Here is a 24,318-nt window from a genome sequence, read left to right on the forward strand (position 1 = left end):
CCGTTTTGGTACAAGTTATCCACTGTTATTGATCGGGTTAGGTGACTTAGGTCTTGATTGGCGCGGGTTTCGAAGGCATACTCCAGAGAGAGTTCGCAGGATGAACTTGTAAGACGGTGCCAACTGAGACACCACTGTGACCCGATATAGCCGTCAAGACGTAATCCGGATCCTTCACTTGCAGGCACGCCAGCTGACGGCGTGGGAGCGAGCGGGGCTGATCTCTCCCCGCGAAGACTACTCTTTTGAAGCGTTGGGCCAACTGCGAAGGCTGCGCGATCTGCAGGCGACGACGAAGATCTCTGCGAAAAATATACGAGCGTCGGTAGATGCTATGCAGCGGCTGGGGGGAGTGCGAAACCCGCTGCTGGAGGCGAGCTTTGTGCGTCGTGGATCGCGGTTGAGCTTCCGGCATGGCGGTGCGCTGATGGATCCGGTGACACAGCAGCTTGCCTTTGATTTCGAAACTGCACCGGCACGTCAGCTTCGCGTTGTGGGCAGCGGAGACGCTGTTCTGCGGCAGGCGGCAGAGGTGCAGGAGATGTTTTTGCGGGCCGTGCAGCTGGAGGAAAATCCGGCTACGATCCCGGAGGCTGCCGAGATCTACGCGGCGATTCTGACGATGCGTCCACAGCATGCACCGGCGTTGATCAATCTCGGGACGATCCACTACAATCTGCGCCGATTTGAAGAAGCGGAAGGGCTCTATCGACAGGCGACGCTGGCCGACCCCGAGTACGCGCTCGCGTTCTTTGACCTGGGCAATGTGCTGGACGAGATGCAGCGGCTGGCTGAGGCGACGACTGCCTATCAGAAGGCGGTTGCGTTGGTTCCCCAGTATGCGGATGCACACTACAATCTTGCGTTGGCGTATGAGCGGCAGGGCCAGCGTCGACGGGCGTTGCGGCACTGGCTGGCGTATGTGCGGCTTGACCCAGTTGGGCCGTGGGCAAACCATGCCAAAGAGCAGGCTAGGAAGATTTTGAATACCGAGAAGCTCTCGATCGTCAGCCGGCGTGGACGTCTGGTGAAGGTCGCTGGATAGCGGTCTTGCTCTCTTCTTCGATATCAATTTAGATAGTGTGTCTCTGCTCAGGGGACATAGTGAATGCCTATTCAGTCGTGTGTTCAAGATGCTAGACTCACCTTTTCCTGAATACGAGTTGAGGTGAGTGGATGTCGCAGCAGGTTGGACCGATGGCGTTGACGCAGTTGGGGGATGACGAGCAGCTTTTTCGCGATACGATACGGCGATTCGCGGTGGAACAGATTGGTCCACTGGTGCGCGGCATGGATGAGTCGCAGCAGATGGATGCCGCGATGATCCGGAAACTCTTCGAACTCGGGTTGATGGGGATCGAGATTCCCGAAGAGTACGGCGGGGCAGGTGGTACGTTTTTCAATGCGATTCTCGCAGTCGAGGAGCTCTCTGCGGTCGATCCGTCCGTAGGGGTGATGGTCGATGTGCAGAACACGCTTTGCATTAATGCGCTTGTGCGATGGGCGAATGAAGAGCAGAAGAAGAGATATCTGACGCGGCTTGCGACAGATACGATTGGATCGTATGCGCTCAGCGAGGCCTCCTCGGGCTCCGATGCCTTTGCACTGCAAGCGCGGGCGGTGAAGCGCGGCGACGATTACGTTCTCAACGGGCAGAAGCTCTGGATCACGAATGCGAAAGAGGCCGGGCTGTTTATCGTCTTTGCGACGATCGATCCGGCGGCAGGGTACAAGGGAATTACGGCGTTCCTGGTCGAGAAGGGCGCGCCCGGATTTACGCTTGGGAAGAAAGAAGACAAGCTTGGTATTCGCGCGTCCAGTACGTGCGAACTGATCTTTAACGACTGCGTTGTACCGGCAGCGCAGGTGCTGGGCGAGCCGGGCAAGGGATATAAGATCGCTATCGAAACCCTGAACGAAGGTCGTATCGGGATAGGGTCTCAGATGCTCGGGCTGGCGCAAGGTGCGTGGGGCCATGCGGCAAAGTGGGCCAAGGAGCGCAAGCAGTTTGGCAAGACTCTGGTAGAGTTTCAGGCGATGCAGTTTCAACTGGCCGAGATGGCGACGGAGATCGAGGCCGCGAGACTGATGGTCTATAACGCGGCTCGGCTGAAAGATGCGGGCCTGGATTTTCTAAAAGAAGCGGCAATGTGCAAATATTTCACGTCGCAGGTAGCTGAACGCGTTGCCAGTCTCGCGGTCGAGGTCTATGGGGGATCGGGCTTTGTGAAGGACTATCCGGTCGAGAAGCTGTATCGCGACGCCAAGATAGGCAAGATCTATGAAGGCACGTCGTTTATGCAGCTAGCTACTATCGCTAAGTTGACGCTGGGCAAGGTTTAGCGTCTCCACGTCGATTTCTGGCCCCTAGCCGATTGCTGTCCAATGCTCTAAACTAGAAGAGAGCATTGGTATGACCACTTTATTGAAATCAGAACATCGCGCGCCACTCCCCTTTCTGGGGTTGGCCTGCGCAGTTGGTGTTTCGACGATCTACTACAACCAGCCGCTTCTACTGGAGATGGGTCGCTCCTACGGTGTTACGGCTGGCCATGTGGGCTTTGTCGCGGTGGCGACCCAGGTGGGTTACGCGACTGGTTTGCTGGCCTTCGTTCCACTGGGCGACGTGCTGGAGCGCCGCGCTCTGATGATGCGAATGTATGGTGCGGAGGCGGTTGCCCTTCTGCTGGTTGCGCTTGCCCCTGGACTGACCTGGCTGATTGCTGCGAGTGTGTTGCTTGGGCTCTTTGCGTCGGTTACCCACGTTGCGCTTCCTATTGCGCCCGACCTTGTGTCGCATGAAAAGCGCGGACGGGCTATCGGCACAGTCATGACCGGGCTGCTGTTGGGTATTCTGCTGGCCCGCACCTTCGCTGGCTGGGTGAGTAGCATTCATGGCTGGCGCTGGGTCTTCGTGGTGGCGGCGGTGGTGAATGCGGCATTCGTTCCGCTGATGGGGAAGGTGATGCCCAAACTGCCTCCAAAGCAACAACTGCGCTATGCGGATGCGATGAAGTCGCTCTGGACGCTATTTCGTACGCAGCCTCTGCTTAGAGAATCCTCCATTGTTGGCGCGCTCGTCTTTGCGTCGTTCAGTTGCTTTTGGACGACGCTGGCTTTTGTGCTGCACAGTCATTACGGGCTGGGCGCGGGTGTCGCAGGCACCTTTGGTGTGGTCGGCGCGGCGGGTGCACTGGTCGCACCACTTGCGGGCAGGCTGTCCGACAGGCATGGATCGCGATGGGTAGTCTCGCTTGGGATGGGGCTGCTGGGGTTCTCTTACGTTCTGTTGTGGGTGGAAGAGCCGATCAAGCTGCCGATGACGATCCACATCATCGCGCTGGCGATTGGAGTGCTGGTGCTGGATATAGGGGCGCAGATGACGCAGGTAGCCAACCAGACTCGGATCTTTGGGCTGGTCCCCTCTGCGCGCAGCCGGATCAATACGGTCTATATGACGGTGTACTTTAGCGGGGCGGCGGTGGGGTCAGCCCTGGCGACCATCGCATGGGAGCACTGGAAGTGGAACGGAGTCTGTTGCCTGGCGATCAGCTTTATCGCGTTGGCGGGGCTACGACATGCGACTGGCAAACGCAATGGCGAAGCGGATCTTCACCGTACTGAGGAAGAAGATCTTTTGCTCGAGGCCTAGGGGAGCTTAGCGCGTAGCAGACGCAGTGAGCGGGTGGTGGGCGAGGCGGGGATCGAACCCACAACCCCGAGCTTAGAAGGCTCGTGCTCTATCCAATTGAGCTACTCGCCCGCGAGCGTCTGTATCGATTGTATCGGGGAAGGCGAGCTTTCAGGTTTGAAAAATTGGCGGAAGCTTAGCCCAAGGCAAGATCCTTACTGCGCAACAGTGCAACGACAGCGTCCAGAGCAGAGGCCCAGTTCTGTTCTGCGGCGTGGGGATCGTGGCCGATGGCCTTTACATAGAGGCTGGCCGCGAAGCCCTCCTGGGGACCAGTGAGATCAACGAGTGCAGGGCGGATGACACAGTCGAGCATGGCATAGGGTTGATCCAGCGGAGAGGAGTGGCGTGTCAAACGGTGCATCATTTGCTCCATCTGATGGTAGGAGGCGAAGAGAGATCGTTCGCGCCAGAGGATGTCGATGTAGCTGCCAAAGCCGGCCGGCGCATCGTCGGAGGTTACGTCAAGGTTTGCGCGAAGACTGTCGAGCTCATCTGCATCGAGCGGCCATGCGTCGCACTTCGCGGTGAAGACGGCAGATCGGGGGGCGTTGAGCGCGCGCAGAGCATGCATCAGTGGTGGATGCTGTTCGACTTCAGGGAGATGGTCGAGGTCGTAGGGGTTCTCGCGGAGATCGATGAATCGGCGATTTCCGGAGAGATCGGATGGGTCAGACCAAGGAACCACAAGCACAGGATCGTCTGAAGAACATTCGGCGGACCAGTCAGAGAGCATTAGAAACTATCTTATGCGTTGGCGAGCAGGAACCGCAGCAAGGTGTGCTCGGCCCAGTAACCATCGTATCCGGTGTCAGCGTCGGGCTGGGCAAGAAAGGCGCAGTGGCCGCCGTGGTGAGTCGTGATCAGCCGGATATTCGGATTCGCCTCGAGTCTGCTGCAACTCTCATCGGTAATGCGGACGAAGGGATCGTCCAGCGCATGGAGGATGAGCGTCGGCACAGCGATCTGGTCGATGACGCGGGCTGCAGCGGCGCGGTAGTAGTAGTCTTCGGCGCCGGCGAACCCTGAGTAGAGTGCAGTGATGCGGTCGTCCAACTCGCGCAGAGAACGTACTCCGATAGCAAGATTTGGATCGTAGACGTGAGGAAATAGTGCGACTTTGCGGCGATAGCGGCTCAGGAGAGCGCGAAGGAACTTCAACTCGTAAAGACGGTTCTGCTTACGATGCAGAGCATCGGCCGAGGGGCCAAGATCGAGCGCGGGGGATACGCCGATTACGGAATGCAGTTCTGAGGGAGCGTCAGAGCCAAGCTCGCCAGCAAGCTTGAGGACTAGATTTCCGCCCATCGAGTAGCCGACCAACGACATCGACCGGAGCCCCCGTTGTGCCACGAAGAAGTTCATCACAGCGAGCACGTCATTGGAAAGGCCCGAATGATAGAGTGTCGGCGTGAGCGCCTCGGTGCCTCCGCAATTACGCATATTCATCCGGATGATGTTGCATCCGGCCCGCCACAGCTTGTTCGAGTTGCCGACTACGTACTGCGAATCCGAGGAACCTTCCAGCCCATGCACGATGATGGCTGTTGGTCGTGAAGAACGAATATCTTTCAGCTGCCAGTGGCAGTGGCAAAGAACCTGGCTGGCGATCTGGCTGGCTGTGCCTGGCGAAACCTCGACGAGGGTGGCCTCAGGCGCGGGCAGGCTGTTGAGTCGCGGCAAGTAGTTGCCCATGATCGTTTGCAGATGTCCGTTGATGATGAAACGCCGAGGCTGAAACTCAGCAGCGTGGCTTTCGATGCTCTCGATCTCGGCTGTCGGCGTCACTGTTTCCCCGCCAGAGCCTGGATGCGGGAAAGAAATTGCGTGGCGTTGAGTGCGCCAGTTGGCTCGTCCTCGTGCTTGAAGTAAACGTAGACGTCGCGCTGCTGGGCGAGGATTGCGAAACGCTGCGCAAAAGCGTCAAGCTCGATTGCAGAGTAACCGCTGCTCCGCCGCAGCCGATAGCAGGTATGGCCCTCCGCGGTATGCACCTCTGGCGTCAGTAGGTCATCGCTCTCGGCAATGCAAACTGCCGCCTTATGCTCGCGCAAAATCGAGTAGATCTTCTCGTCAAACCACGATTCGTGACGGAATTCAAACGCGATCGGCGGGGCGCCTTTTTCGTGAAGCGCGGAAAGAAAGAGGAAGGTGCTGAGAAGTTCGGCGTCAGCCTTGAAGTTTGGAGGAAGCTGGAAGAGCAGGAGACCAAGTTTGCCCGCCTGACGAACTGGCTCAAGCGTCGCCACAAACTGAGCTACAAGCTCTTCGCAGTTGCGTAAGCGCTTGAGGTGGGTGATGCGTTGCGGCGCCTTGAAGCTGAAGCGAAACTCCGGCGGGGTCGCGCCGAGCCAGCCCTCGAGTATCTTCGCCGTCGGCAAGGCGCGGAAGGTGTAGTTGACCTCGACCGAGGTAAGCTGCGAGGCGTAGAACTCAAGAAATTTTTTCGCCGGAATGCCCGCAGGATAAAACTCGGGCTTCCAGGTCGGATACGCCCAGCCCGATGTCCCGGCGTACAGGCGCGCCAAGGATTTAGGAGCGGCGACCGGGACGGGCGTAGAGGAAGCTTTGGGAACGCGGGGCAAGGTTGATCCGCAGTCTAAAGAATTGAGAAGTTTGGGGCGGCTAGTGGGTTTCGAACCCACGACATCCGCTGCCACAGAGCGGCGTTCTGCCACTGAACTATAGCCGCCGTATACTGGAATTATAGCACTGGCCGCCTGCGGGGCAATCTCTCGGTGGGGGCGGGGAGGGTTCCATGCCGTTTACCGCGAAGCCCGAGGTCTTGTCACCCCGTATCAAGCGCAGCGGAAAAGCCTTTGATGACGAAAATCTCGATCTGCTCTCGCACGTTCTGGACGATTTCATCAGGATCCCCGGCACCTCGATCCGCTTCGGTCTCGACGGCATTGTGGGCTTCATCCCAGGGATCGGCGACCTGATCGGCGGGATAGCCTCCTGCATCATCATCGTCGCGGCGTGGGTGCGCGGGGTCTCCTATGCCACCGTGGCGCGCATGGTGGCCAATGTCGCGATTGAGGTCGTGGTCGGTTCGATCCCCGTTCTCGGCGATATGTTTGATATCGCCTGGCGCGCTAACCGTCGAAACTACGCTCTTCTCGTCGGCAGTGTCGATGAGCCACGTAAACACACCCTTCAGAGTTGGCTGTTTCTCGGGGTCGTCTGTCTCGTGTTGGCTGGCCTGGTCATTCTGCCGCTACTCCTGCTCACGTGGGTCTTCGACGGCGTCTTCCACGCGATCTTCGGGACCAGCAGCCACGGCCTCTTTCGAACGTTATGATCGCAGTAGCAGGTTTGATGCGATAAACTAAACAGAGTCGGGGCGTAGCGCAGTCTGGTAGCGCATCTGGTTTGGGACCAGAGGGTCGGGGGTTCGAATCCCTCCGCCCCGACCATTATTCTTGTGTTTGCGCGAGCACGCGCTCCAGGCTGCGAACCAATCTCTCATTGTCTGCTTCCGAACGAACTGCAATTCGCAGGTGCCCTGCTGCGAGTCCGGTGAAATTTATGCAGGAGCGAAGCACTATGTGGTGCTCGACGATCATCTTCTCCCAAATGAGATGGACGTCTACCTCTGCGGCAAACCGCAGCAGCAAGAAATTCGTACTCGAGGGATAGGTAAAGATCTTCAAGCGAGCGAGTTTCTGCTGCAGCCAGGTCCGTCGTAAAACATTCTCCCGGCGAGCGTTCTCAGCATAGAGTTCATCCTGCAAAGCGGCACAAACTGCATCTGATGCCAATGTTGTAAGCGGCCATGGCGCAATCCTACGATTCAGACCCTCTATCGAAGAGTCATTGCTGACTGCGTAGGCGACTCGTAGCCCGGGAATCGCAAAGAATTTTGTAACTGAACGGAACGCAATTAAATTTTCCTGTTCAGCGGCAGCTCGTGTGAGGGACTGCGCTGGAGCGTAATCTATGAAGGCTTCGTCGAGCAGCACTTTGATTCCGTGCTTTGCGGCCATTTCTACCAGTCCTCGCATCTTGTCGGCTTCGCAAAGTACACCGGAAGGGTTCTGGGGATTCGCGAGCAGAAGTGCGTCACATCCATCGTCCAGCAGAGCTCGCACCAGGACGCCCGGATCGTACGAAAAGTTTTCTTCCTCGGAGAGATTGTAGGGAACCACCGCCACGCCTGCGTTCACGAGCGTTTGCCAATACTCGCTGAACGAGGGCACGGGCAGGAGACAGCGAGAAATCCTGAGCGAACGCAGAGTGGCTTCGAGCAGAGGTACAAAACCATTTGCTACAGCGATGTTTTTTTGCGAGCTATTCGAAGCTTCCGCAATTATTTTTTTGAGGTAGGTAAGTTCAAGATCGGGATATGCTGCCAGAGTGGCTGGGTCTGCGAGTGCGCGATGCAGCGCGGCGAGCGCGGATGCAGGGGGGCCGGCCGGATTTATATTGGCGCTGAAATCAACAAGCTGTTCCGCCGGGACTCCATATCGAGCAGCGATCTGACGAAGTTGCCCACCGTGTGCTGGCAAGAAGACCTGCGGAGGCTGTTTCATCTACGTCCCCGGCGCAGCAACAGTGCGGCAACTGCTCCAACGGCAGAGACGACTGCGACTATGCGAATTGCCTGTCTCGCCTTGAGTGCATTGGGAGGTGGAAAGCTAGCGCCGATGAAAGGCGCAGGCACCGGCTCTCCAGCATAGTAATTTCCCCCTCCCAGCCGAACCTGGAGGGCACCGGCCATGGCACTCTCTGGCTGCCCCGCATTCGGACTTTTGTGTTTCATGCCGTCGCGATGCCACGTCTCGATCGCAGACGAAGGACTTGCGTCTACAACTCCGGCGACGGTTGCAATTCCTAGAGCTGCCAATCGGGAGGGCAGAAAATTGGCAACATCATCCAGCCGCGCTGCTGCCTTTCCAAAGTAAAAATACCTATCATCTGCGTGGCCGATCATAGAATCGAGAGTGTTGATCGCCTTGTAGGCCATAGCGAGCGGAACCCCTCCGATAGCCATGTAAAAGAGTGGTGCGATGATGCCGTCCGAACTACTTTCTGCGACGGTCTCGATCACCGCCCGGCTGATCTCGTGTTGGTCGAGCGACAGCGTATCGCGACCGACGATCCGTGCCAGTCGTTGTCGCGCCTGACCATTGTCGCCTTCCTCCAGAGCGGTGACGACAGCAGAAGCCTCATCGTGCAGACTGCGCGATGCGAGGCACGTCCATGCGAGCAGCGTCTCCGCAACAAATCCCGACCTCCGGCCTCGTTTGTTCACCCAGTCGATGATTCTTGCCGTACCTAAATACACCGAAACGACCACGCCGAAGGTCAGCAATCCGCCCGCGGCAAACTCTGCTGCGGGAGTCTGCCGAGTCCTCCGCAGAATTCGCTCCCCTCCCTCGATTCCTCTGCCAATCAATCGAACGGGATGAGGGAACCATTCAGGATCGCCTGCTATCCAGTCGAATATATAAGCTGCTGCAACAACTCCTCGACTGCTCATCGCCCCACGCCTGCGCTTCGAAGTTGCGGATAGGTGTCTTCCAGAGGAACCTTGTAAGGCAGCCCCACCCAATCGAAGACTGTTTTCATATCGAGTGAACTCTCTACTTCACGCGCGAGCCGATTCAAGGAGTCTTCGCGAAGTTGCTTCCAGAGATTCATCTTTCTTGGCGAGGAGAGCTTGTGAAACCCACGAGCAGCGCCGAGAAACTGGTGGCGAAAGCTGTCTTCGTCGAAGATTCCGTGGAGATAGGTACCGAAGACGCGGGTGTCAGCGCAGATGCAACCGTCTCTGCTTATGCCGGACGGATCGGTCTCAGACGAAAGAGTTGAGAAATGCTTCGCTCCCGCTTCATATTCTGTATGTCCGATGTGAATCTCGTACCCGGAGACTCCGCTGTTCGCAACGGACTGTCCAAACAGAACTGCGGCCGCCAGCTGCCCCTTTGCGTTTCGAGTCACCTTCTCGGTTTGCATGATAGTGTGAATCGGAAGCAAACCAAGACCCGCAACTGATCCATCTCGCTCCATCCCAGTAGGGTCACTGATCGTTTTGCCGAGCATCTGCATGCCACCGCAGATACCTGCAACAAGACCAGTCTGCGCGTACTGCTTTATGGCAATCTCGAGACCGGATCTCTTCATCCATAGCAAGTCGTCCACAGTCTGCTTACTACCCGGAAGAATGACTACATCAGCCTGTGTGATTGCCTCTGCAGTGCGACAGAACAGAAGAGATACAGATGGCTCCGCACGCAATGAATCGAAGTCAGTGAAGTTCGAAAACGAGGGCAGCGCAATCACGGCTACCCGCAGAGCACGGTCTGTTGAGCTGTTTGACGCTTGTGCTGGTGTCCACTGAGTTTGAGTTGTAGCAGGCAAGCCCAGGCTGTCTTCTTCTTCGAGCATCAGCGAAGACAGGTGAGGAACGACTCCCACACATGGCTTTTGCACTCGCTCTTCCATCATTCGTATACCGGGCTCTAGAAGATTCGCATCGCCGCGAAATTTATTGATCGCGAATCCGCGAACGCGTTGGCGCTCGTCAGGTTCCAATAGTTCAAGCGTTCCAAGCAACGACGCGAAGACCCCTCCGCGATCTATATCCCCGACGAGCAGACAGCTCGCCTCGGCCATCTCTGCCATTCGCATGTTTGCAATATCATGTTGCTTCAGATTGATCTCTGCGGGCGATCCAGCGCCCTCCAGAATAATCACCTGATACTCAGAGGCCAGGGAATCATAGCTCTCGCGGACCACTGGCAGCAGCTCTTCTATGCGCCGTCGATGATAGTCCGCTGCCGTGACACGTCCCCAGATCTTTCCGCGTACAACCACCTGAGAAGAATGATCGCCAGACGGCTTGATCAAGATAGGATTCATGTGAACCGAAGCCGCGACACCGGCAGCCTCTGCCTGCAAAGCCTGCGCTCGGCCAATCTCAAGACCTTCAATCGTTGCCGCAGAGTTCAACGACATGTTCTGAGATTTGAACGGCGCGACACGATACCCGTGCTGCGCAAAGATGCGACACAGAGCGGTGGTCATCAACGACTTGCCGACATGGGAGCCTGTGCCCAGAACCATAATCGCACGCGCCCTCATGATGCCGTCCGTCCTTCATCCCATTTGCTGTCGTATTGGTCCAACGAGAGCACGCTCTTCAGTGGTGTTCTCTTTTCCCAGCCCGCGCGCTCCAAATCCGGCGTCGTTGAAAACGCATCCACATATCCCAGGCAGAGATAAGCGACCGGAGTTATATGGACGGGAATCTTCAGCGCCTCGCGCAACAAAGCTGGTTCGAGAATACTCACCCAACCGACGCCAACTCCCTCAGCCCTCGCAGCGAGCCACAGATTCTGAATCGCGCAGACGGCCGAGTAGATCGCGGTCTCAGGCATCGTCCGCCGCCCCAACTGATGCCCCTGGCTACTCTGCGAATCACACACGATGCACAGATTCTGCGGCGCTTCTAAAATTCCTTCGAGTTTCATTCCTGCATAGCTCTGTTGCTGTTCTCCTTTGTAACCGGCCCGTGCCTGCTCGTTTGCTCCGAGAAAAATCTGATGGACCCTCTGGCGCACGGCGAGTTCGCGCACAACGATAAATCGCCACGGCTGCATCAGGCCGACAGAAGGCGCATTGTGTGCGGCCTCCAGGAGCCGATGTAGAAGTTCATCTGGGATCAGCTCTGGCAGAAAGCCGCGACGCACGTCTCTCCGTTCGCGGATCGCCCGGTAAACCGCCCGTCGCTCACTCTCATCGAAGCCTGTAGCCTTCGTCATTTCCATGCTCTTGACCACTTCGGTCCCGCGGTATCTCCGCTGCGCAACCGTGCATCCACGCCTGCTTTGACTTCAATGAGTCTGCCGAAGAGCCAGATCACATCGGATAAGCGATTGAGGTAAGAGAGTATTTCCGGCTTGAACTCTACGCCGCTGTTTGCAAGTCGAACCGCGTTTCGCTCTGCCCGGCGGCAAACAGTGCGTGCGACCTCAAAAGCCGCCGATTCTGTATGTGCGCCTGGTAGCGACCAGTCGGAAAGTATGCCTTCGGTCGCCTCGATCTGATGAACGAGATTGGTCAGCATATCAACGTCCTCAGTCAAGACAGATGGTGGACTTTTCTTGCTCTCTGGAGGAGTAGCCAGCGCAGACCCCACTCGAAACAGTGTGCGTTGAATTGTCTCGGTCCAATCGTGAATCTCTTTGTTCGTGCAGATGCTTCGGGCAAAGCCCAGAGTCGAGTTCAACTCGTCGACTGTGCCATAGGCCTCAACGCGCAAGTCAGCCTTCGAGATACGAATCCCGCCGGCAAGTCCTGTCTCGCCTCCATCTCCTCGTTTTGTTGCGATGCTCATAGTCTTTCCCCTTGTCCTTCTTGAATTTCATCAAACGGCTCCAGCGACTCTTCCACACGAATACGAATGACCTTGCGAAGAGCGGTTCTCTCGTAGCGCAGGATCATGCTGCTATCAAGAAAATCCGTGACGCGCGGAGGACGATCGGAGAACAGCTGCTCATCATGGAAGAACCATGGGGTCGTCGCACCCAGCTCCTCGATGCTCCGCGCATAGATCACAACGGCTGGTATCCGATCTACTCCCGCCTGTAGCAGATGGTAGGCGCGATGATAGCCGTCGCGCAAAAACCACCGCCCGCGTAGTTCAGCCACTTCGAAGAAAGGGCTGCCGCCATAGAGTGAAAGTGGCAAAGCCCCATATCCGCTTGTCTTCGGAGTAAACCGCAGTTGGAGGTCAGGATTGTTCGAGTGCAGGCTAATATCCAAACGGTCAGTATCGCTGCCGTTATGAACCAGAAGATGCTCGGTGCTGCGTTGCGAACTGACTGCGAGCGAGATCAATCCGGGCCAATCACCTTGTTTTGGCGTGAACGAAGCTTGCCGCGAAGGGCTAAAGATCAACCTGCGCTGAAATGCAAGCAAGAGGCGCAGGTCGACCACGCCCAGCGTCCAGTCAAGGCTCTGATACTCCAAGTGCAAGTCTTCGCGTTGCGTTGCCATCGCGAGCAAAGGTTGAATGTCTCGTGTTTCTTGCTCGAGCAGGGCGCTTGTAGTTGCGTAACGATCGCGTTCGGCTAATCTCGTGTTTGCTCGTCTAATTCGAGCAGCCAACTCTGTCGAATCGAAACCCGCGGCGCCGTCGCGGTAGGAATATTCATCCAAACCCCAGGCTATCAACTCATGCACGTCAACCTTAGGGGAGGTCATAAGTGTGCTCCGATGACCTGGCCCCGGAGCGAGAGTGCAACACTATGACGAACGATGGCACAGTAAGTCTTAGTCTGCCTCCAGGCATCGGCCTGATTGCAGTTGTTCAGCGAACACAGCACAGTCCTCAGCACCCCGGCGTGAGTCACAACCGCGATGCTTTGCTCTGCTGCCTTTGTAGACAAGAATTCCACTTCATTCAACACGCGCTGTTCAAAGTGTCTGAACGCTTCCCCGTCAGGGGCGGCCAGCATCGGGTGTTTCGCTATCCATTGACGCGCATAAATCGCGTCCCGTTGCTCAATCTCTTTCCAGCTAAGACCCTCCCATGTGCCGAAGTTGATCTCGCGCAGTGTTGGACGGACATGGCACTCGACCCCGAATGCCTCGGCGATCGCGTTGGCAGTCGATGAGGCGCGACGCAGATCGCTCGTGTAAACAATCTCGATACTCTCCTCGCGAAGCCTGTTGATCAGTTCGGAGATCTGTTCACGACCCCGCGCATTAACCTCAGGGTCAGAGTGACCGCAGAAGGTTCCGGCCATATCTGTCTCGGCATGACGAATGAAGAGGATTCCGCTCATGCGATCCATACCCCACAGAAGTAAACCGCGATTTCAGTGAGCTGATTGGTCGCACCGAAGCAGTCGCCGGTTACGCCATCGATCTTTCGATAGTAGAACCACCCGCTCAATACCACCACGAGGAGAGAGGCGAGAAGCGGCTCCGTGGAAGCACCCCGAAGAGCGAAGACCACGACCGCAGCAGCGAAGATCGAACCAAATAACAGTGAAGGGAGAGATGTAAGTCGAGCGATGCGCGCACCTTGTCCCTCCTGTTTGCGAGCAGGGGGAAGAAAATAACTTAGTGGAAGGGAACTCCATCGGCAGAGTACATGGGCCGAGATGACGTATGCGGCAAAGTGCTCCATTGGCATCGAAGACAGCAGCAGATAGCGCGCCAGTAAAGATAGGACAAGTGCAGTTGCGCCATAACTTCCAATTCTGCTGTCTCGAAGGATCGCCAATACCCGATCCTTCGTCCATCCACCACCGAACCCGTCTGCAGTATCCGCAAGGCCATCTTCATGGAGGAAGCCGGTAATCAACACAAGGTAAGTCAACACGACTACCGCGACGAGTGGACGAGCCAGGTGCGACGTCAGCAGCTTTTGCAGCAGCACGGCTCCTGATCCGACGACCAGTCCAACCAGCGGAAAGAATTTGACGGCACGAGAGAGGGAATCGGACTCGAACGCTATTTCAGGCATGGGAATTCGCGTGAGGAACTGAGAGGCGACCACAAGCTCTTCACCAAGTCTCCGAATCTGTTTTGCTGCCGTCAATCCTTAGCCTCGCTCACCCCAGCAGATTCAAACGTCGCCATCTGGTTGTAGAGGCACATTGCTGATTCGAGAATCGGCATAGCCAGGACCGCGCCGGTGCCTTCGCCGAGCCGCATATTTAAAGTCAGAATCGGCTTCAATCCCAGGTAGTCCAGGAGTGCCTGGTGTCCAGGTTCTTCGGATTGATGCCCAGCAAAAAGATAGCCGCGCACCTCCGGCACTAATGCAAAGGCAACTGCAGCAGCTGCCGTCGAGATGAACCCGTCGACAACGATTGCCGCTCCATGCCGCGCCGCGCCGAGTATGAAACCTGTCATCGCGGCAATTTCCAATCCGCCGACGATACGGAGTACATCGACTGGATCAGGCAGAGTATGGCCTCCCGCTTCACCGAAATACTTCTGCAAAACCGCTTCGATGATCCGGCGCTTGTGCTGCAACGCCTCGGTATTCACGCCGGTCCCTTTGCCGGTCGTCACCTCAACCGACCTCCGGGTAAGGAGAGATGTGATGGCGCTCGCCGCCGTGGTATTTCCGATGCCCATCTCTCCGACAGCGACTAAGCTGTGGCCCTTCGCCTTCGAATCGTCTGCGAGGTTCAATCCAACGTTGAGAGCTTCTATCACTTCCTCTCTGCTCATCGCCGGCTCTCGCATCATGTTGCGCGTTCCTCGGCGCACTTTTCGATGCAGCAAACCATCAATCCGATCGAAATCCGCATCAACGCCTACATCGACTACGTTCATCTCTACACCATGAAGTTTCGCAAGCACATTGATAGCCGCACCATGAGCAAGAAAGTTGAGCACCATCTGCCGCGTCACTTCGCTTGGATACGCACTGACGCCCTCAGCGGTGACTCCATGATCGGCGGCAAAGACGTACACGGCCTTTTGCAACGGCTTCGTATAGTTTTGCTGTCGAATCGACACCATCTGGGCCGCGAGATCTTCGAGCCGACCGAGGCTACCCAGCGGCTTCGTCAATGCATCCAAATGCACTCGCGCTCGCGCAAGCCATTGTTGACTTGGCGCTTCGATTGTCGACGTGATTTTAGGATCGATTAATTGAGTTGATGCGTTCACCCATCCCTCCAGACCCAGAGTCTGCACGCCGCCTCACTTCGTCACCGCCTGCGGGATTCGCGCTCGTCGAACTGTAGCGACAAAATCTCTCGCGATCTTAGGGTTCGCTCGCAGGTGTAGATGGACATAACTGGCCAGCACATTGCCTTGACGGAACCCTTCAAGCTCTTCTTTCCCGGACATTGAGTATTGCACGCGATAACATGTTGCCGCTTCTCCCCGCGAGACGATACAGGAGTAGTGAAAGCTATGCCCGCGCACAGTTGTCCCCTTCACGCCCAGCAGACAGTCTTCAGTGAACTCTACGGTGACGTATCCAAACTGTACGAGCTTACCGGTCATCTGCATCGAGAGTGGCAGCACGTCAGCCATTGCGAAGGTCTCTCCGCTGGCGGTGCTAAGGCTCTTGGACAGATAAATCATTCCACCGCACTCCGCATAGATCGGTCTTCCCGAAGCAGCGAAGGCACGAACATCATCCAGCATGCTCCGATTGTTGCTCAACTGTTCTGCATGGAGTTCGGGATATCCTCCTCCTAAGTAGAGTCCGTCCAGTCCTGTTGGAAGACACCTATCGTGCAGTGGACTGAACTGAACGATCTCGGACCCCTGTTCGCGCAGTAGATCCAGATTGTCCTCGTAATAGAACGAGAAAGCGTGATCCGATGGCACGCCGATTCGCACAGCTTCTTCAGATTGCGAGTGCCTCACGCCTGAATCCTGATCCTCGTTCAGCTTCAAACCGCACTGGAGTTCAAGCAAACGATCAAGATCGAAGAACCTTTCTGCAAGCGCAGCCAGTGTGTCGATCGCAGTATCATCTTCAGTCGCAGCCTCAGCTGCACCCTGCAGGCCTAGATGCCGCTCGGGAATTGCGATCGTCTGATCACGGGGCAGCCAACCCAGAATCTTCGTCCTGCACGAGGTCTCAATCGCCGCCCGCAGCATCTCGTAGTGCCTCTCGGTCGCAACGCGATTCAAAATCACACCCGCAAGCCGCAAATCCGGATCGAACATCTCAAAGCCGAGCAGAACCGCAGCGATGCTCCTAGCTGTTTTCGCGGCGTCGACGACCAGCACCACAGGCAGCATTAGCAGCTTGGCGATCTCCGCTGTACTGCCCGCTTCTGTGTTTCCGCTCTTCCCATCGAACAATCCCATCATGCCTTCAGCGACCAGAACATCCGCTTCTCGCGCGGCATCTCGCAGAACGTTGCGATTAGCCTCTTCGCTCAGCATCCATGTATCAATATTTCGAGCCTTTCGCCCGCATATTCGCGTGTGATGTCCAGTATCCAGAAAGTCGGGTCCACATTTAAATGGCTGCACAGCGAGCCCACGTCGTCGGAGCCCCGCCATAATCGCCAGTGCAACCGTCGTCTTGCCAACGCCGCTAGCGGTGCCCGACACTAACAGGCCTCTCACAGCGTCACCTCAAGATGTCCCTTCAAGGCAAGCGGCAGTCCCGCCACCATCAACACAACATCATCGGCAACTCTTGCCACGCTTTGATTGATCTCGCCCAGCAAATCGCGATATCGCCGCCCCAGGGGATACGCCGGCACCACCCCGCTGCCTACCTCGTTCGAAACCAACACCACTGAACAACTTGCCGACCGCAACGCCTCACATAAAGCCTCGACGCGCCGATCCACAGCCCCCCGATCGTCACCTTCGGCCTCAAGAAGATTCGCTGCAAAGATCGTCAGGCAATCAACCACCATCACATCGCAGCTGGATCCCCGCTGCGCCAGCACCTGAACCAGCTCCAGTGGCTCCTCCACGGTGATCCACTCTGCCGGCCGCTCTTCGCGATGCCGTTCGATCTTCCTCTGCATCTCGTCGTCCGAGACCTTCGCCGTCGCCACAAAGATCACGCGGCTCTCTCGCTCGGCAAGCTGTTGCGCATAACGGCTCTTGCCGCTGCGAACGCCACCAAGAACGAGTGTCACGGAACTCTGGCGCATCTCCTGCATCGTTAGCTCCTCGCCCGGCATCTTTCGAAGCAATCGAGCAGAGCGGGATGAATTTTAGGCAGCGCTCGGGCAGACTCTTACAGTCGGCGAGAATGCTCTCCAGCTCTCCCAGCGAAGCTGAATCAAGCCTGATCGGCCACCAGCAGGTCTCCTGACTTACGCTTCGTCGAGCTCTGACTCACCTTCCCAGGACGAATCCCAGTGGCTTAGTACCAATCGTCAAAACTCTCAGCGCTTACAGTTACGGGGTAGCGACGGATTCACACCGTCTTCCCAACACCAGTGTAGAAAAAGACTATCCCGGTCATTGCGCCGGGTCAAATCTTTACAACTCCGCGACCTCCGCTAGACCTTCGCTCTCCCGTGCCATCCGCCGCGCCGCAACCCGAGCATCGCGCACCAGATCGGGCACGCCCACGCCATGATACCCGTTGCCGAGCAACCACAATCCGTCGAGCGCGCTCACTCGCTCATCGAGCTTCTTCATCCGCTCCAGATGTCCCACTGCGTACTGCGGAAGACTGCGAGGCCAACGTCGCACCACAGTGACCTGCGGCTCCGGCAGCGGACCCAGAATCCTCGCCAGCTCCATCCGCGCCACAGCGGCTGTCTCGTCATTACCGCACCGCATCAGCCGTTCGGCCGCTTTCCCGCCAAAGAAGGCTCGCACCAGCCGTCCTCCCTGCGGTACCCGGTCTTCAAACTTCTGATCGACAAAGGTACCCGCAAGCAGCAGACTATCGGAGCCTGGCGGCACCAGAAAGCCGAACCCGGGCGGAACAGGAAACTTCGCGGCGTCAGGAAATCCAAATGCTGCTACCACCGCAGAGCTTGCGTCCATCTCCATCAAAGGAGCGACCTCGGGGTCCACCGGAGACAGTAGGGAACACGCAACATCGACCGGCGCAGCCATCATCACTGCGTCGAAACGTTCGACACCTCGCGCCGTTCCTACCAGCCATCCCTCTTCGCCGTACGAGATGAACCTTACCTCCGCGAGCAGTCGAACCCAATCCTCAGGAATCGCAGCGATCATACGATCCACCAGCGTTCCCATGCCGCTCCTCAATGTTGTAAACACGGAGTGTCTCTTTGCCGCAACACTCGCCTGCAATGCGCCTATCAAACTGCCGCGCTCCCGCTCCATCGCGACAAAGGGAGCCATCACCGCACGCACGCTCAACTTCGTCACATCGCCGCCAAACACGCCGCTCAGAAGGGGTGCTCCTATCTTTGCCAGCACCTCATCTCCAAAATGGCGGCGAACAAACTCCGCAACGCTCTCGTCCTGGTCAGGGGCGGCCTCACGCAACTCCTCTGCTCGTCCCATCTCTTCGTGATACGCCAGCTTCGCCGCAGCGCTGAACATATCCGAAGCATCCATCGCATCGAGATCGACCGGCACCATCATCCGCATACCATCCGGCATCGCCTGCAGCTTCTTGTCCACCAGCACATAGGTCTTGCGCGTCGCGTCATTCGACGGCATCACTTCATTGCCCAGGCCAAGCTCTTCTGCCAGCTCCCGCGCCCACGGCTTCTCCGTCACCCACGCATCGGGCCCGCATTCAATGACGAACCCGCCTTCATGAACCGTCTCGATGATTCCACCCAGTCGCGTCGAGGCTTCGAACAACACCACCTGCAACGATGCGCCGTTGCGCGCCAGACGCGCCAACTCGTACGCCGCCGCCAGCCCGGCCACCCCGCCGCCAACAATCGCAACGCGCTTCATCTTCTCTCCAGAAAAATATTCAGCAATAAAAATCGGAGGCCAGAGCCTCCGCCTTCGGCCCTCAAGACAGCCTATACCTACGCCGGAACCAACACCTCATCGACAGTCGCCTTATATTTGCCGGAGACGACGTCGACCAGCGCCTCCACCAGCACCTCGGAGTCATTCAGGCTCTCCGCACGCCAAAGCTTCAGACCCAACTCGCTCGCAGTCTGACGAAAGGCGATGTCGATGTCGTACAGAATCTCCACGTGATCACAGAGAAACCCAACCGGTTGCATCACCACGCCCACATGCCCTTCGGCTTTGATTGCCTTCAGCGTATCCTCCACGGTCGGTCCAATCCACGGTCCACCGCTGATGCCCTGGCTTTGAAACGCAAAGTACCAGTCCTTCTCGTGAAAGCCAACAGCAGCCATCCGATCCGCCACCATCTGCGCAGTACGCTTGGCCTCCACCGGATACGGGTCTGGCGAATCCTGCGCAGGAGTTCCCGGCCTTGCTCCTGCAACCGAAGCCTCACCGGTCATAATCGTTCGGCACGGCACGCTATGCGCCGTAAACAACACTGGAACCTGCTGCCCCGACTCAGCGCAGGCCTCAGCCCACACCGGCCACAGCTTCTCGGCAAATGCCTCCGCCAATAGCGGACTCTCCGCCCATCCGGCGACAAACTCGACCTCGATTCCAGTTGCCGCAGCGAGCACGGCCTTCCGGTAAAGTCCCACGCTGGTCCGCGAGTTCTGCGGAGCCAGGCACACCGCTTTGATCCGCGTCACACTATCCCGCCGCATCTCCGCGACCGTGTCTGCAATGTAAGGATGCCAGTTGCGCATGCCGACATATACCTTGCCCGCGCCCAGCACATGCTCCAGCATGTGTGCCTGAGTCATCGTCCACTTCGTCAGCGGCGGAGGCTCCAGGCCAGGCGCCTCCTGTAGCCCGATCTGCGCATACCGATGCTGCAGCTCCTCCACAACTTCCTGTGGCATCGCACGGCCGCCGGTCACCTTGCTCAGATACTCTGCCATCTCCCCCAGCATGTCCGGCGTGCCATGTGCCAGCAGCAGCACTGCGCTCTTACCTGTCTCGGAACTCCCCGTCGGTTCGCTCACAGCGCACTCAACTCCTTCACCCACTCCACTACCCGAATCACATTTTCCACCGGCGTTCCAGGCACAATGCCATGGCCCAGATTGAAGATATGTCCCGGCCGTCCAGCAGCAGCAGCCAGAATCTCGCGCACTTGCTCCTTCAACACATCTTCGTTCGCAAACAGTGCAATCGGATCGAGATTGCCCTGCACCGCGCACCCCGCGCCCACCGCCTTCCAGCCTGCGTCGAGCGGCGTCCGCCAGTCCAGCCCAATCACATCCGCTCCCGTCTCGCTCATCGCGGGGAGCAGGGAAGCGGTCTCCACCCCAAAGTAGATCACCGGCACTCCGAGTGCCTTGATGCGCTCGACCAGCTCCGTCGTCCATCCAAGACAATATTGCCGATAGTCCCGAACGCTCAGCTTTCCCACCCAGCTATCAAAAACCTGGATCACATCTGCGCCCGCCTCCACCTGCTGCTGCGCATAAGCAACTAAAACGGTAACAATCTTCTCCATCAGCAGCGACCACGCGGCTCCATTGGAGTACATCATCTTCTTCGTCTCGATGTAATTGCGGTCCCCGCCGCCCTGCTTGCCACCCTCAATCATGTAACCCGCAAGCGTCCACGGAGCCCCGCAGAATCCGATGATTCCCAGCTCATCCCCATCGGCACGCGGCGCAGCAAAGTGTTGCGCAACCTGTTCGATCGCCCGCGCTACGTACTGCAGCTCTTCCACACGGTCGGTCCGCAGCGCCTTTACATGCTCGAGCGTCCGCACCGGCGTATGAACCACCGGCCCTTCTCCCGCAACAAACTCGAAGTCCAGCCCCATCGGCGTAAACGGCAGCAGCAGATCGGCAAAGATGATCGCAGCATCCACACCCAGCCGCTCCGCAGCCGTAATCGTCACCTCGGCAGCAATCTCCGGCGTACGACAGATCTCCAGCAGCGAATGGTGCTTCCGCACGGCCATATACTCCGGCATGTAGCGCCCTGCCTGCCGCAAGAACCACACCGGCGTTCTATCAACTGGCCGACGCAGGCACGCCCGAACAAAACGGCTGCCGCCCGATCCCGTATCAGCAGACGTCACTGCCGCACCCTCCACGATCGCATCACTCAAATGACTCATCCTCTATAACCTTTTAAGCCTAGCACCCGTAACTCGTCGCGCGAACTCGCGTCAGCCTGAGCTGTTCATGACACCCGAAAAATTCACGTCAATTTGGCTCGAGTACCGCCCAAAAAGCCTTCGCTCAGGCCTCCAGCCGGAACGTAAACTCTTCAATCACAGGGTTTGTCAGCACTTCGCGCGCAATCCGTTCCACCTCGGCCTGCGCGGCCCTTTGTTCCAATCCATTCTCCAGAGTCAGCAGAAAATACTTCCCCTGCCGTACATCGGCAATGCCGCGATATTCCATCCGCCGCAATGCATCTGCAACCGTCTGCCCCTGGGCATCCAGCACCGTTCGTTTCAGCGTGACATAGACATGAGCCTTCATCTTGTCTGATTATAGACATGGTGCAGCTTTCGCCCTCAATCGAGGTCACGACCCTCCACCAGGCAAGCCCGGCCATTTGAAACACCACGCCAGCCACCGCCTAAATTTCTATCGGACAAGAGAAGAGACACCAGCCTTTATGACGAACTACCTGGAACTCCCCGTAGGGACTAACAGCCCCGAGGTCATCAACGCAGTCATCGAAATCCCCTACGAGGGTGTCAACAAATACGAGTACGACAAAGAGCTCCACGTCTTCCGTCTCGACCGCAACCTCTACTCCCCCGTCCACTACCCCGGCGACTACGGCTTCATCCCCAGCACCTTAGGCGACGACGGCGACCCACTCGACTGCCTCGTTCTCGTTGACACCCCCAGCTTCTCCGGCTGCGTCATGCAGGTCCGCCCCATCGGCGTCCTCGAGATGCTCGACCAGGGCCTCGGTGACGAAAAAGTTCTCTGCGTCGGACAGGACAACCCCCGCTACAAAGACGTCTGGAACTTCTCCGAGATCTACCCCCACATGCTCAAGGAGATCACCCACTTCTTCGCCATCTACAAAGACCTCGAAGGCAAGCGTGTCGAAGTCAAGGGCTGGCGCGACGCCTCCTTCGCTCGCAACAAGGTCCTCGAAGCCCAGCAGCGCTTCCTCGACAACAAGGTCACCCCCATCCCCAAGCCCGTCCCAAAAAAATAACTAAGCCCACACCCCGACCAACGGGAGGGACCCAGCATCGCGTCCCTCCCCAGACCGGTATACAAGTCACGAAGTGACCGCCCCACGTGAAGTGGGCCCGTCCGGCAGGACAAGCTCTCTTCACGCACCCAAGTGCCCCCGCCGCACCATCCGCGCCGCCCAATAAACCACCGGCCCCGCCGCCGCCACAATCCCCGCAAACTCCAGCGCCGGCAACCCCGCCACCCGCTCGCCCCGCGCCGCCCACAGCGCAAACGCGATCAGCACCCCCGGCCCAACCCCCATCCCAACCGCACCCCAAACCCCACCCGGCACCCTGAACGGCCTCGCCAACCCCGGCTCCTTCACCCGCAACACCACCAGAGCCACAAACTCCAGCATCAGCGCCCCTCCATACAGCACCAGGTCAATCGAGATCAGCCGTTCAAACGACAACCGCAGAGCCAGCGCCCACCCCACCGAGCACACCGCCACACTCACCCACGGCACGCCCCACCGGTTCTTCCGCTCCACTACCTCCGGCAGCAGGCCTTCCTCCGCCAGCGCATACGGCACCCGCGTATAGCTCATCATCAGCGCATTGAACATCCCCCCGCCATTGATCATCCCGCCCATCACCACGCACAGCGCCAGCCACGGCCCCACCAGCTCCCTCGCCGCATCCGTCCACGCCCCCGTAGAAAACCGTGCCGCCGGAATCCCCGCCAACCCCACCGCCGCCAGCGGCAGCACATACGTCACCGCCACCAGCCCCGCCGCCACCAGCATCGCCCGCGGATAATTCCTCTGCGGCTCCTCCACCTCCTGCGCCACCGTCGACGCGTTATCCCACCCCATGTAATTCCACAGCGTCACCGACACCGCCCCCGCCCAATCCACCCCCGCCGCCCCCGCGCCCATCCCGCCCGCCCCACCCTGCATTCCATGCGCACCCCCGCCCGTCAGTCCCTTCCACAACCCCACCGCCGTCAGCACCACAAACGGCGACAGCAGCACGCAAAACAGCCCCACCGACCCCTCGCCCACCGCCCTTGCGCCCCGCAGATTCCAAACCATACACGCCACCACCACCGCCAGCGCCCACCCCGTCCCCCGATACCCGGCTGTCCACGCCGGTTCAATCCTTCCCAGGTACAGCACAAAGATCGTCGGGTAGATCGCCATATCGAAGACGCTCGCCGCCAGGCTCAGCCACGCCTCCTGAAACCCCCAGAACTCCCCCATCGCCCGCCGCACCCACCGGTAGTACCCACCCTCCTCCGGTATCGCCGACGCCAGTTCTCCCACCATCAAACTCGTCGGCAGACTCCACACCACCGGAATCACCACCAGCAGCACCAGCGCCCACCCATACCCCGCCATGCCAATCACATCTTCCAGCCCATACGGCCCACCCGAAACCATAAAGTAAGTAGCAGCAATCAGCGGCAGCAGCCGCATCTTCCCGGCTCCTCCTACCCCACCCCGCCATGATCCCAAATCTCTCAGCGTCGATAAGTGTTTTATGTCGTCATCCTGAACGTAGTGAAGGATCGCTGTATTTGGTCCCTCTCGTTTTATACCGCCATCCAGGCTATGCGCGAAACGGAATCAGGAAGCCCACGGGGCTCAGTCTTTTCTTTTTGTTCTCATCCCCGAAGGGGATCTGCGGTAGCCTCCTAGCTGTATCCGGCAAGAATCCGCCGTTGCTTTGTTCTTCTTGTTGTCATTCCCGAAGGGAATCTGCGGTTGCCTTATCATTCGTCTCAGGGGAGATCCGCCGCGGCATCTATCAGCACCTTGTCTTCCTCCCCCAGCCTCAAGCTATAATGGCCACAGCCGGGCATCGCCGATAGGCGATGCCCACCGCAACACAGACGGAGAGTTGGCCGAGTGGCTGAAGGCGGCGGTTTGCTAAACCGTTATAGGGCGAAAGCTCTATCGGGGGTTCGAATCCCCCATTCTCCGCCATAAGCCTTGTTTAAAAACATCCGAGTACA

24 protein-coding genes, 4 tRNA genes and 1 riboswitch are annotated in these 24,318 nt (G+C 58.0%); of the genes, 7 read left to right on the forward strand and 21 right to left on the reverse strand.

All coding sequences use genetic code 11. The annotated features are described in order from the left end of the window. Positions 1–178 precede the first annotated feature (178 nt). From RBB81_RS07540 to RBB81_RS07550, 3 genes are all read left to right on the forward strand, one after another. Positions 179–1,045 (forward strand): tetratricopeptide repeat protein, encoded by an 867-nt coding sequence (locus tag RBB81_RS07540; RefSeq protein WP_353073249.1) that lies wholly within the window; start codon positions 179–181, stop codon positions 1,043–1,045. A gap of 131 nt (positions 1,046–1,176) precedes the next feature. Next, positions 1,177–2,343, forward strand: coding sequence for an acyl-CoA dehydrogenase (locus RBB81_RS07545; protein ID WP_353073250.1), 1,167 nt, complete (start codon positions 1,177–1,179; stop codon positions 2,341–2,343). 70 nt (positions 2,344–2,413) lie between these two features. Beyond that, on the forward strand, positions 2,414–3,652 hold the full coding sequence (locus tag RBB81_RS07550; RefSeq protein ID WP_353073251.1) for an MFS transporter: 1,239 nt from the start codon (positions 2,414–2,416) through the stop codon (positions 3,650–3,652). 34 nt (positions 3,653–3,686) lie between these two features. Here RBB81_RS07550 and RBB81_RS07555 read toward each other — a convergent pair. The 5 genes from RBB81_RS07555 to RBB81_RS07575 all read right to left on the reverse strand — a co-directional run bounded on the left by RBB81_RS07555 (position 3,687) and on the right by RBB81_RS07575 (position 6,383). Continuing rightward, positions 3,687–3,763, reverse strand: a tRNA-Arg gene (locus RBB81_RS07555). A 64-nt stretch (positions 3,764–3,827) separates the two neighbouring features. Continuing rightward, the gene (locus RBB81_RS07560) at positions 3,828–4,427 is read right to left on the reverse strand and encodes a hypothetical protein (RefSeq protein WP_353073252.1); all 600 of its coding nucleotides are present in this window, start codon (positions 4,425–4,427) and stop codon (positions 3,828–3,830) included. Positions 4,428–4,438: 11 nt separating this feature from the next. Next, positions 4,439–5,479 carry a YheT family hydrolase gene (locus tag RBB81_RS07565; RefSeq protein WP_353073253.1) on the reverse strand — a complete coding sequence of 347 codons (1,041 nt, stop codon included), beginning with the start codon at positions 5,477–5,479 and terminating at the stop codon, positions 4,439–4,441. Further along, entirely contained in the window at positions 5,476–6,276 is an 801-nt protein-coding gene (locus RBB81_RS07570; RefSeq protein ID WP_353073254.1) for a DUF72 domain-containing protein, read from the reverse strand. Before RBB81_RS07570 ends, RBB81_RS07565 begins: the two co-directional genes overlap by 4 nt. Positions 6,277–6,308: 32 nt before the next feature. Then, positions 6,309–6,383: transfer RNA gene (locus tag RBB81_RS07575), tRNA-His, on the reverse strand. 66 nt (positions 6,384–6,449) lie between these two features. Between RBB81_RS07575 and RBB81_RS07580 the strand changes: the two genes are divergently transcribed. Together RBB81_RS07580 and RBB81_RS07585 are read left to right on the forward strand one after the other, a co-directional pair. Next, on the forward strand, positions 6,450–6,992 hold the full coding sequence (locus tag RBB81_RS07580) for a DUF4112 domain-containing protein (protein ID WP_179581378.1): 543 nt from the start codon (positions 6,450–6,452) through the stop codon (positions 6,990–6,992). Positions 6,993–7,030: 38 nt separating this feature from the next. Next, positions 7,031–7,107, forward strand: a tRNA-Pro gene (locus RBB81_RS07585). Here RBB81_RS07585 and RBB81_RS07590 read toward each other — a convergent pair. The 15 genes from RBB81_RS07590 to purS form a co-directional block, all read right to left on the reverse strand. Then, positions 7,108–8,223, reverse strand: coding sequence for an aminotransferase class I/II-fold pyridoxal phosphate-dependent enzyme (locus RBB81_RS07590; protein WP_353073255.1), 1,116 nt, complete (start codon positions 8,221–8,223; stop codon positions 7,108–7,110). It abuts the tRNA gene before it with no gap. Then, positions 8,220–9,173, reverse strand: coding sequence for an adenosylcobinamide-phosphate synthase CbiB (gene cbiB, locus RBB81_RS07595; RefSeq protein WP_353073256.1), 954 nt, complete (start codon positions 9,171–9,173; stop codon positions 8,220–8,222). Before cbiB ends, RBB81_RS07590 begins: the two co-directional genes overlap by 4 nt. Beyond that, positions 9,170–10,759 carry a cobyric acid synthase gene (locus RBB81_RS07600; RefSeq protein ID WP_353073257.1) on the reverse strand — a complete coding sequence of 530 codons (1,590 nt, stop codon included), beginning with the start codon at positions 10,757–10,759 and terminating at the stop codon, positions 9,170–9,172. The genes cbiB and RBB81_RS07600 overlap by 4 nt, the downstream gene beginning before the upstream one ends. A 14-nt stretch (positions 10,760–10,773) precedes the next feature. Beyond that, positions 10,774–11,457, reverse strand: a complete 684-nt coding sequence (bluB, locus tag RBB81_RS07605) for a 5,6-dimethylbenzimidazole synthase (RefSeq protein ID WP_257025341.1) — start codon at positions 11,455–11,457, stop codon at positions 10,774–10,776. Next, positions 11,454–12,032, reverse strand: a complete 579-nt coding sequence (locus RBB81_RS07610; protein WP_179581383.1) for a cob(I)yrinic acid a,c-diamide adenosyltransferase — start codon at positions 12,030–12,032, stop codon at positions 11,454–11,456. Before RBB81_RS07610 ends, bluB begins: the two co-directional genes overlap by 4 nt. Beyond that, complete coding sequence (locus RBB81_RS07615) at positions 12,029–12,901, reverse strand: hypothetical protein (RefSeq protein WP_353073258.1); 873 nt, start codon at positions 12,899–12,901, stop codon at positions 12,029–12,031. The genes RBB81_RS07610 and RBB81_RS07615 overlap by 4 nt, the downstream gene beginning before the upstream one ends. Next, positions 12,898–13,485, reverse strand: a complete 588-nt coding sequence (locus RBB81_RS07620; protein WP_353073259.1) for a histidine phosphatase family protein — start codon at positions 13,483–13,485, stop codon at positions 12,898–12,900. The genes RBB81_RS07615 and RBB81_RS07620 overlap by 4 nt, the downstream gene beginning before the upstream one ends. Next, on the reverse strand, positions 13,482–14,171 hold the full coding sequence (gene cobS, locus RBB81_RS07625; protein WP_423248052.1) for an adenosylcobinamide-GDP ribazoletransferase: 690 nt from the start codon (positions 14,169–14,171) through the stop codon (positions 13,482–13,484). Before cobS ends, RBB81_RS07620 begins: the two co-directional genes overlap by 4 nt. A 71-nt stretch (positions 14,172–14,242) precedes the next feature. Then, entirely contained in the window at positions 14,243–15,358 is a 1,116-nt protein-coding gene (gene cobT / locus RBB81_RS07630; protein ID WP_353073260.1) for a nicotinate-nucleotide--dimethylbenzimidazole phosphoribosyltransferase, read from the reverse strand. A 6-nt stretch (positions 15,359–15,364) separates the two neighbouring features. Beyond that, positions 15,365–16,756, reverse strand: a complete 1,392-nt coding sequence (locus RBB81_RS07635) for a cobyrinate a,c-diamide synthase (protein ID WP_353073261.1) — start codon at positions 16,754–16,756, stop codon at positions 15,365–15,367. Then, entirely contained in the window at positions 16,753–17,283 is a 531-nt protein-coding gene (gene cobU, locus RBB81_RS07640; protein ID WP_353073262.1) for a bifunctional adenosylcobinamide kinase/adenosylcobinamide-phosphate guanylyltransferase, read from the reverse strand. The genes RBB81_RS07635 and cobU overlap by 4 nt, the downstream gene beginning before the upstream one ends. A gap of 148 nt (positions 17,284–17,431) precedes the next feature. Then, positions 17,432–17,606, reverse strand: a riboswitch (cobalamin riboswitch). A gap of 26 nt (positions 17,607–17,632) precedes the next feature. After that, positions 17,633–19,042: a protoporphyrinogen oxidase gene (gene hemG, locus RBB81_RS07645; protein WP_353073263.1), complete on the reverse strand. Its 1,410-nt coding sequence runs from the start codon at positions 19,040–19,042 to the stop codon at positions 17,633–17,635. Positions 19,043–19,119: 77 nt separating this feature from the next. Then, positions 19,120–20,157 (reverse strand): ferrochelatase, encoded by a 1,038-nt coding sequence (gene hemH / locus RBB81_RS07650; RefSeq protein ID WP_353073264.1) that lies wholly within the window; start codon positions 20,155–20,157, stop codon positions 19,120–19,122. Next, complete coding sequence (gene hemE, locus RBB81_RS07655) at positions 20,154–21,263, reverse strand: uroporphyrinogen decarboxylase (protein WP_246373625.1); 1,110 nt, start codon at positions 21,261–21,263, stop codon at positions 20,154–20,156. Before hemE ends, hemH begins: the two co-directional genes overlap by 4 nt. A gap of 133 nt (positions 21,264–21,396) precedes the next feature. Further along, complete coding sequence (purS, locus tag RBB81_RS07660; RefSeq protein WP_353073265.1) at positions 21,397–21,642, reverse strand: phosphoribosylformylglycinamidine synthase subunit PurS; 246 nt, start codon at positions 21,640–21,642, stop codon at positions 21,397–21,399. 139 nt (positions 21,643–21,781) lie between these two features. Here purS and RBB81_RS07665 point away from each other — a divergent pair, with 139 nt between their 5' ends. Further along, positions 21,782–22,339, forward strand: a complete 558-nt coding sequence (locus RBB81_RS07665) for an inorganic diphosphatase (RefSeq protein ID WP_179581392.1) — start codon at positions 21,782–21,784, stop codon at positions 22,337–22,339. A 120-nt stretch (positions 22,340–22,459) separates the two neighbouring features. Here RBB81_RS07665 and RBB81_RS07670 read toward each other — a convergent pair whose 3' ends face one another. Continuing rightward, a complete protein-coding gene (locus RBB81_RS07670; RefSeq protein ID WP_353073266.1) occupies positions 22,460–23,779 on the reverse strand; it encodes an APC family permease in 1,320 nt (439 codons plus the stop codon). A gap of 418 nt (positions 23,780–24,197) precedes the next feature. On the opposite strand from RBB81_RS07670, the gene RBB81_RS07675 reads away from it, so the two are divergent. Next, a tRNA-Ser gene (locus tag RBB81_RS07675) sits at positions 24,198–24,289 on the forward strand. The last annotated feature ends 29 nt before the right edge of the window (positions 24,290–24,318 follow it).

This window comes from Tunturibacter gelidoferens (assembly GCF_040358255.1).
Taxonomy (GTDB): domain Bacteria; phylum Acidobacteriota; class Terriglobia; order Terriglobales; family Acidobacteriaceae; genus Edaphobacter; species Edaphobacter gelidiferens.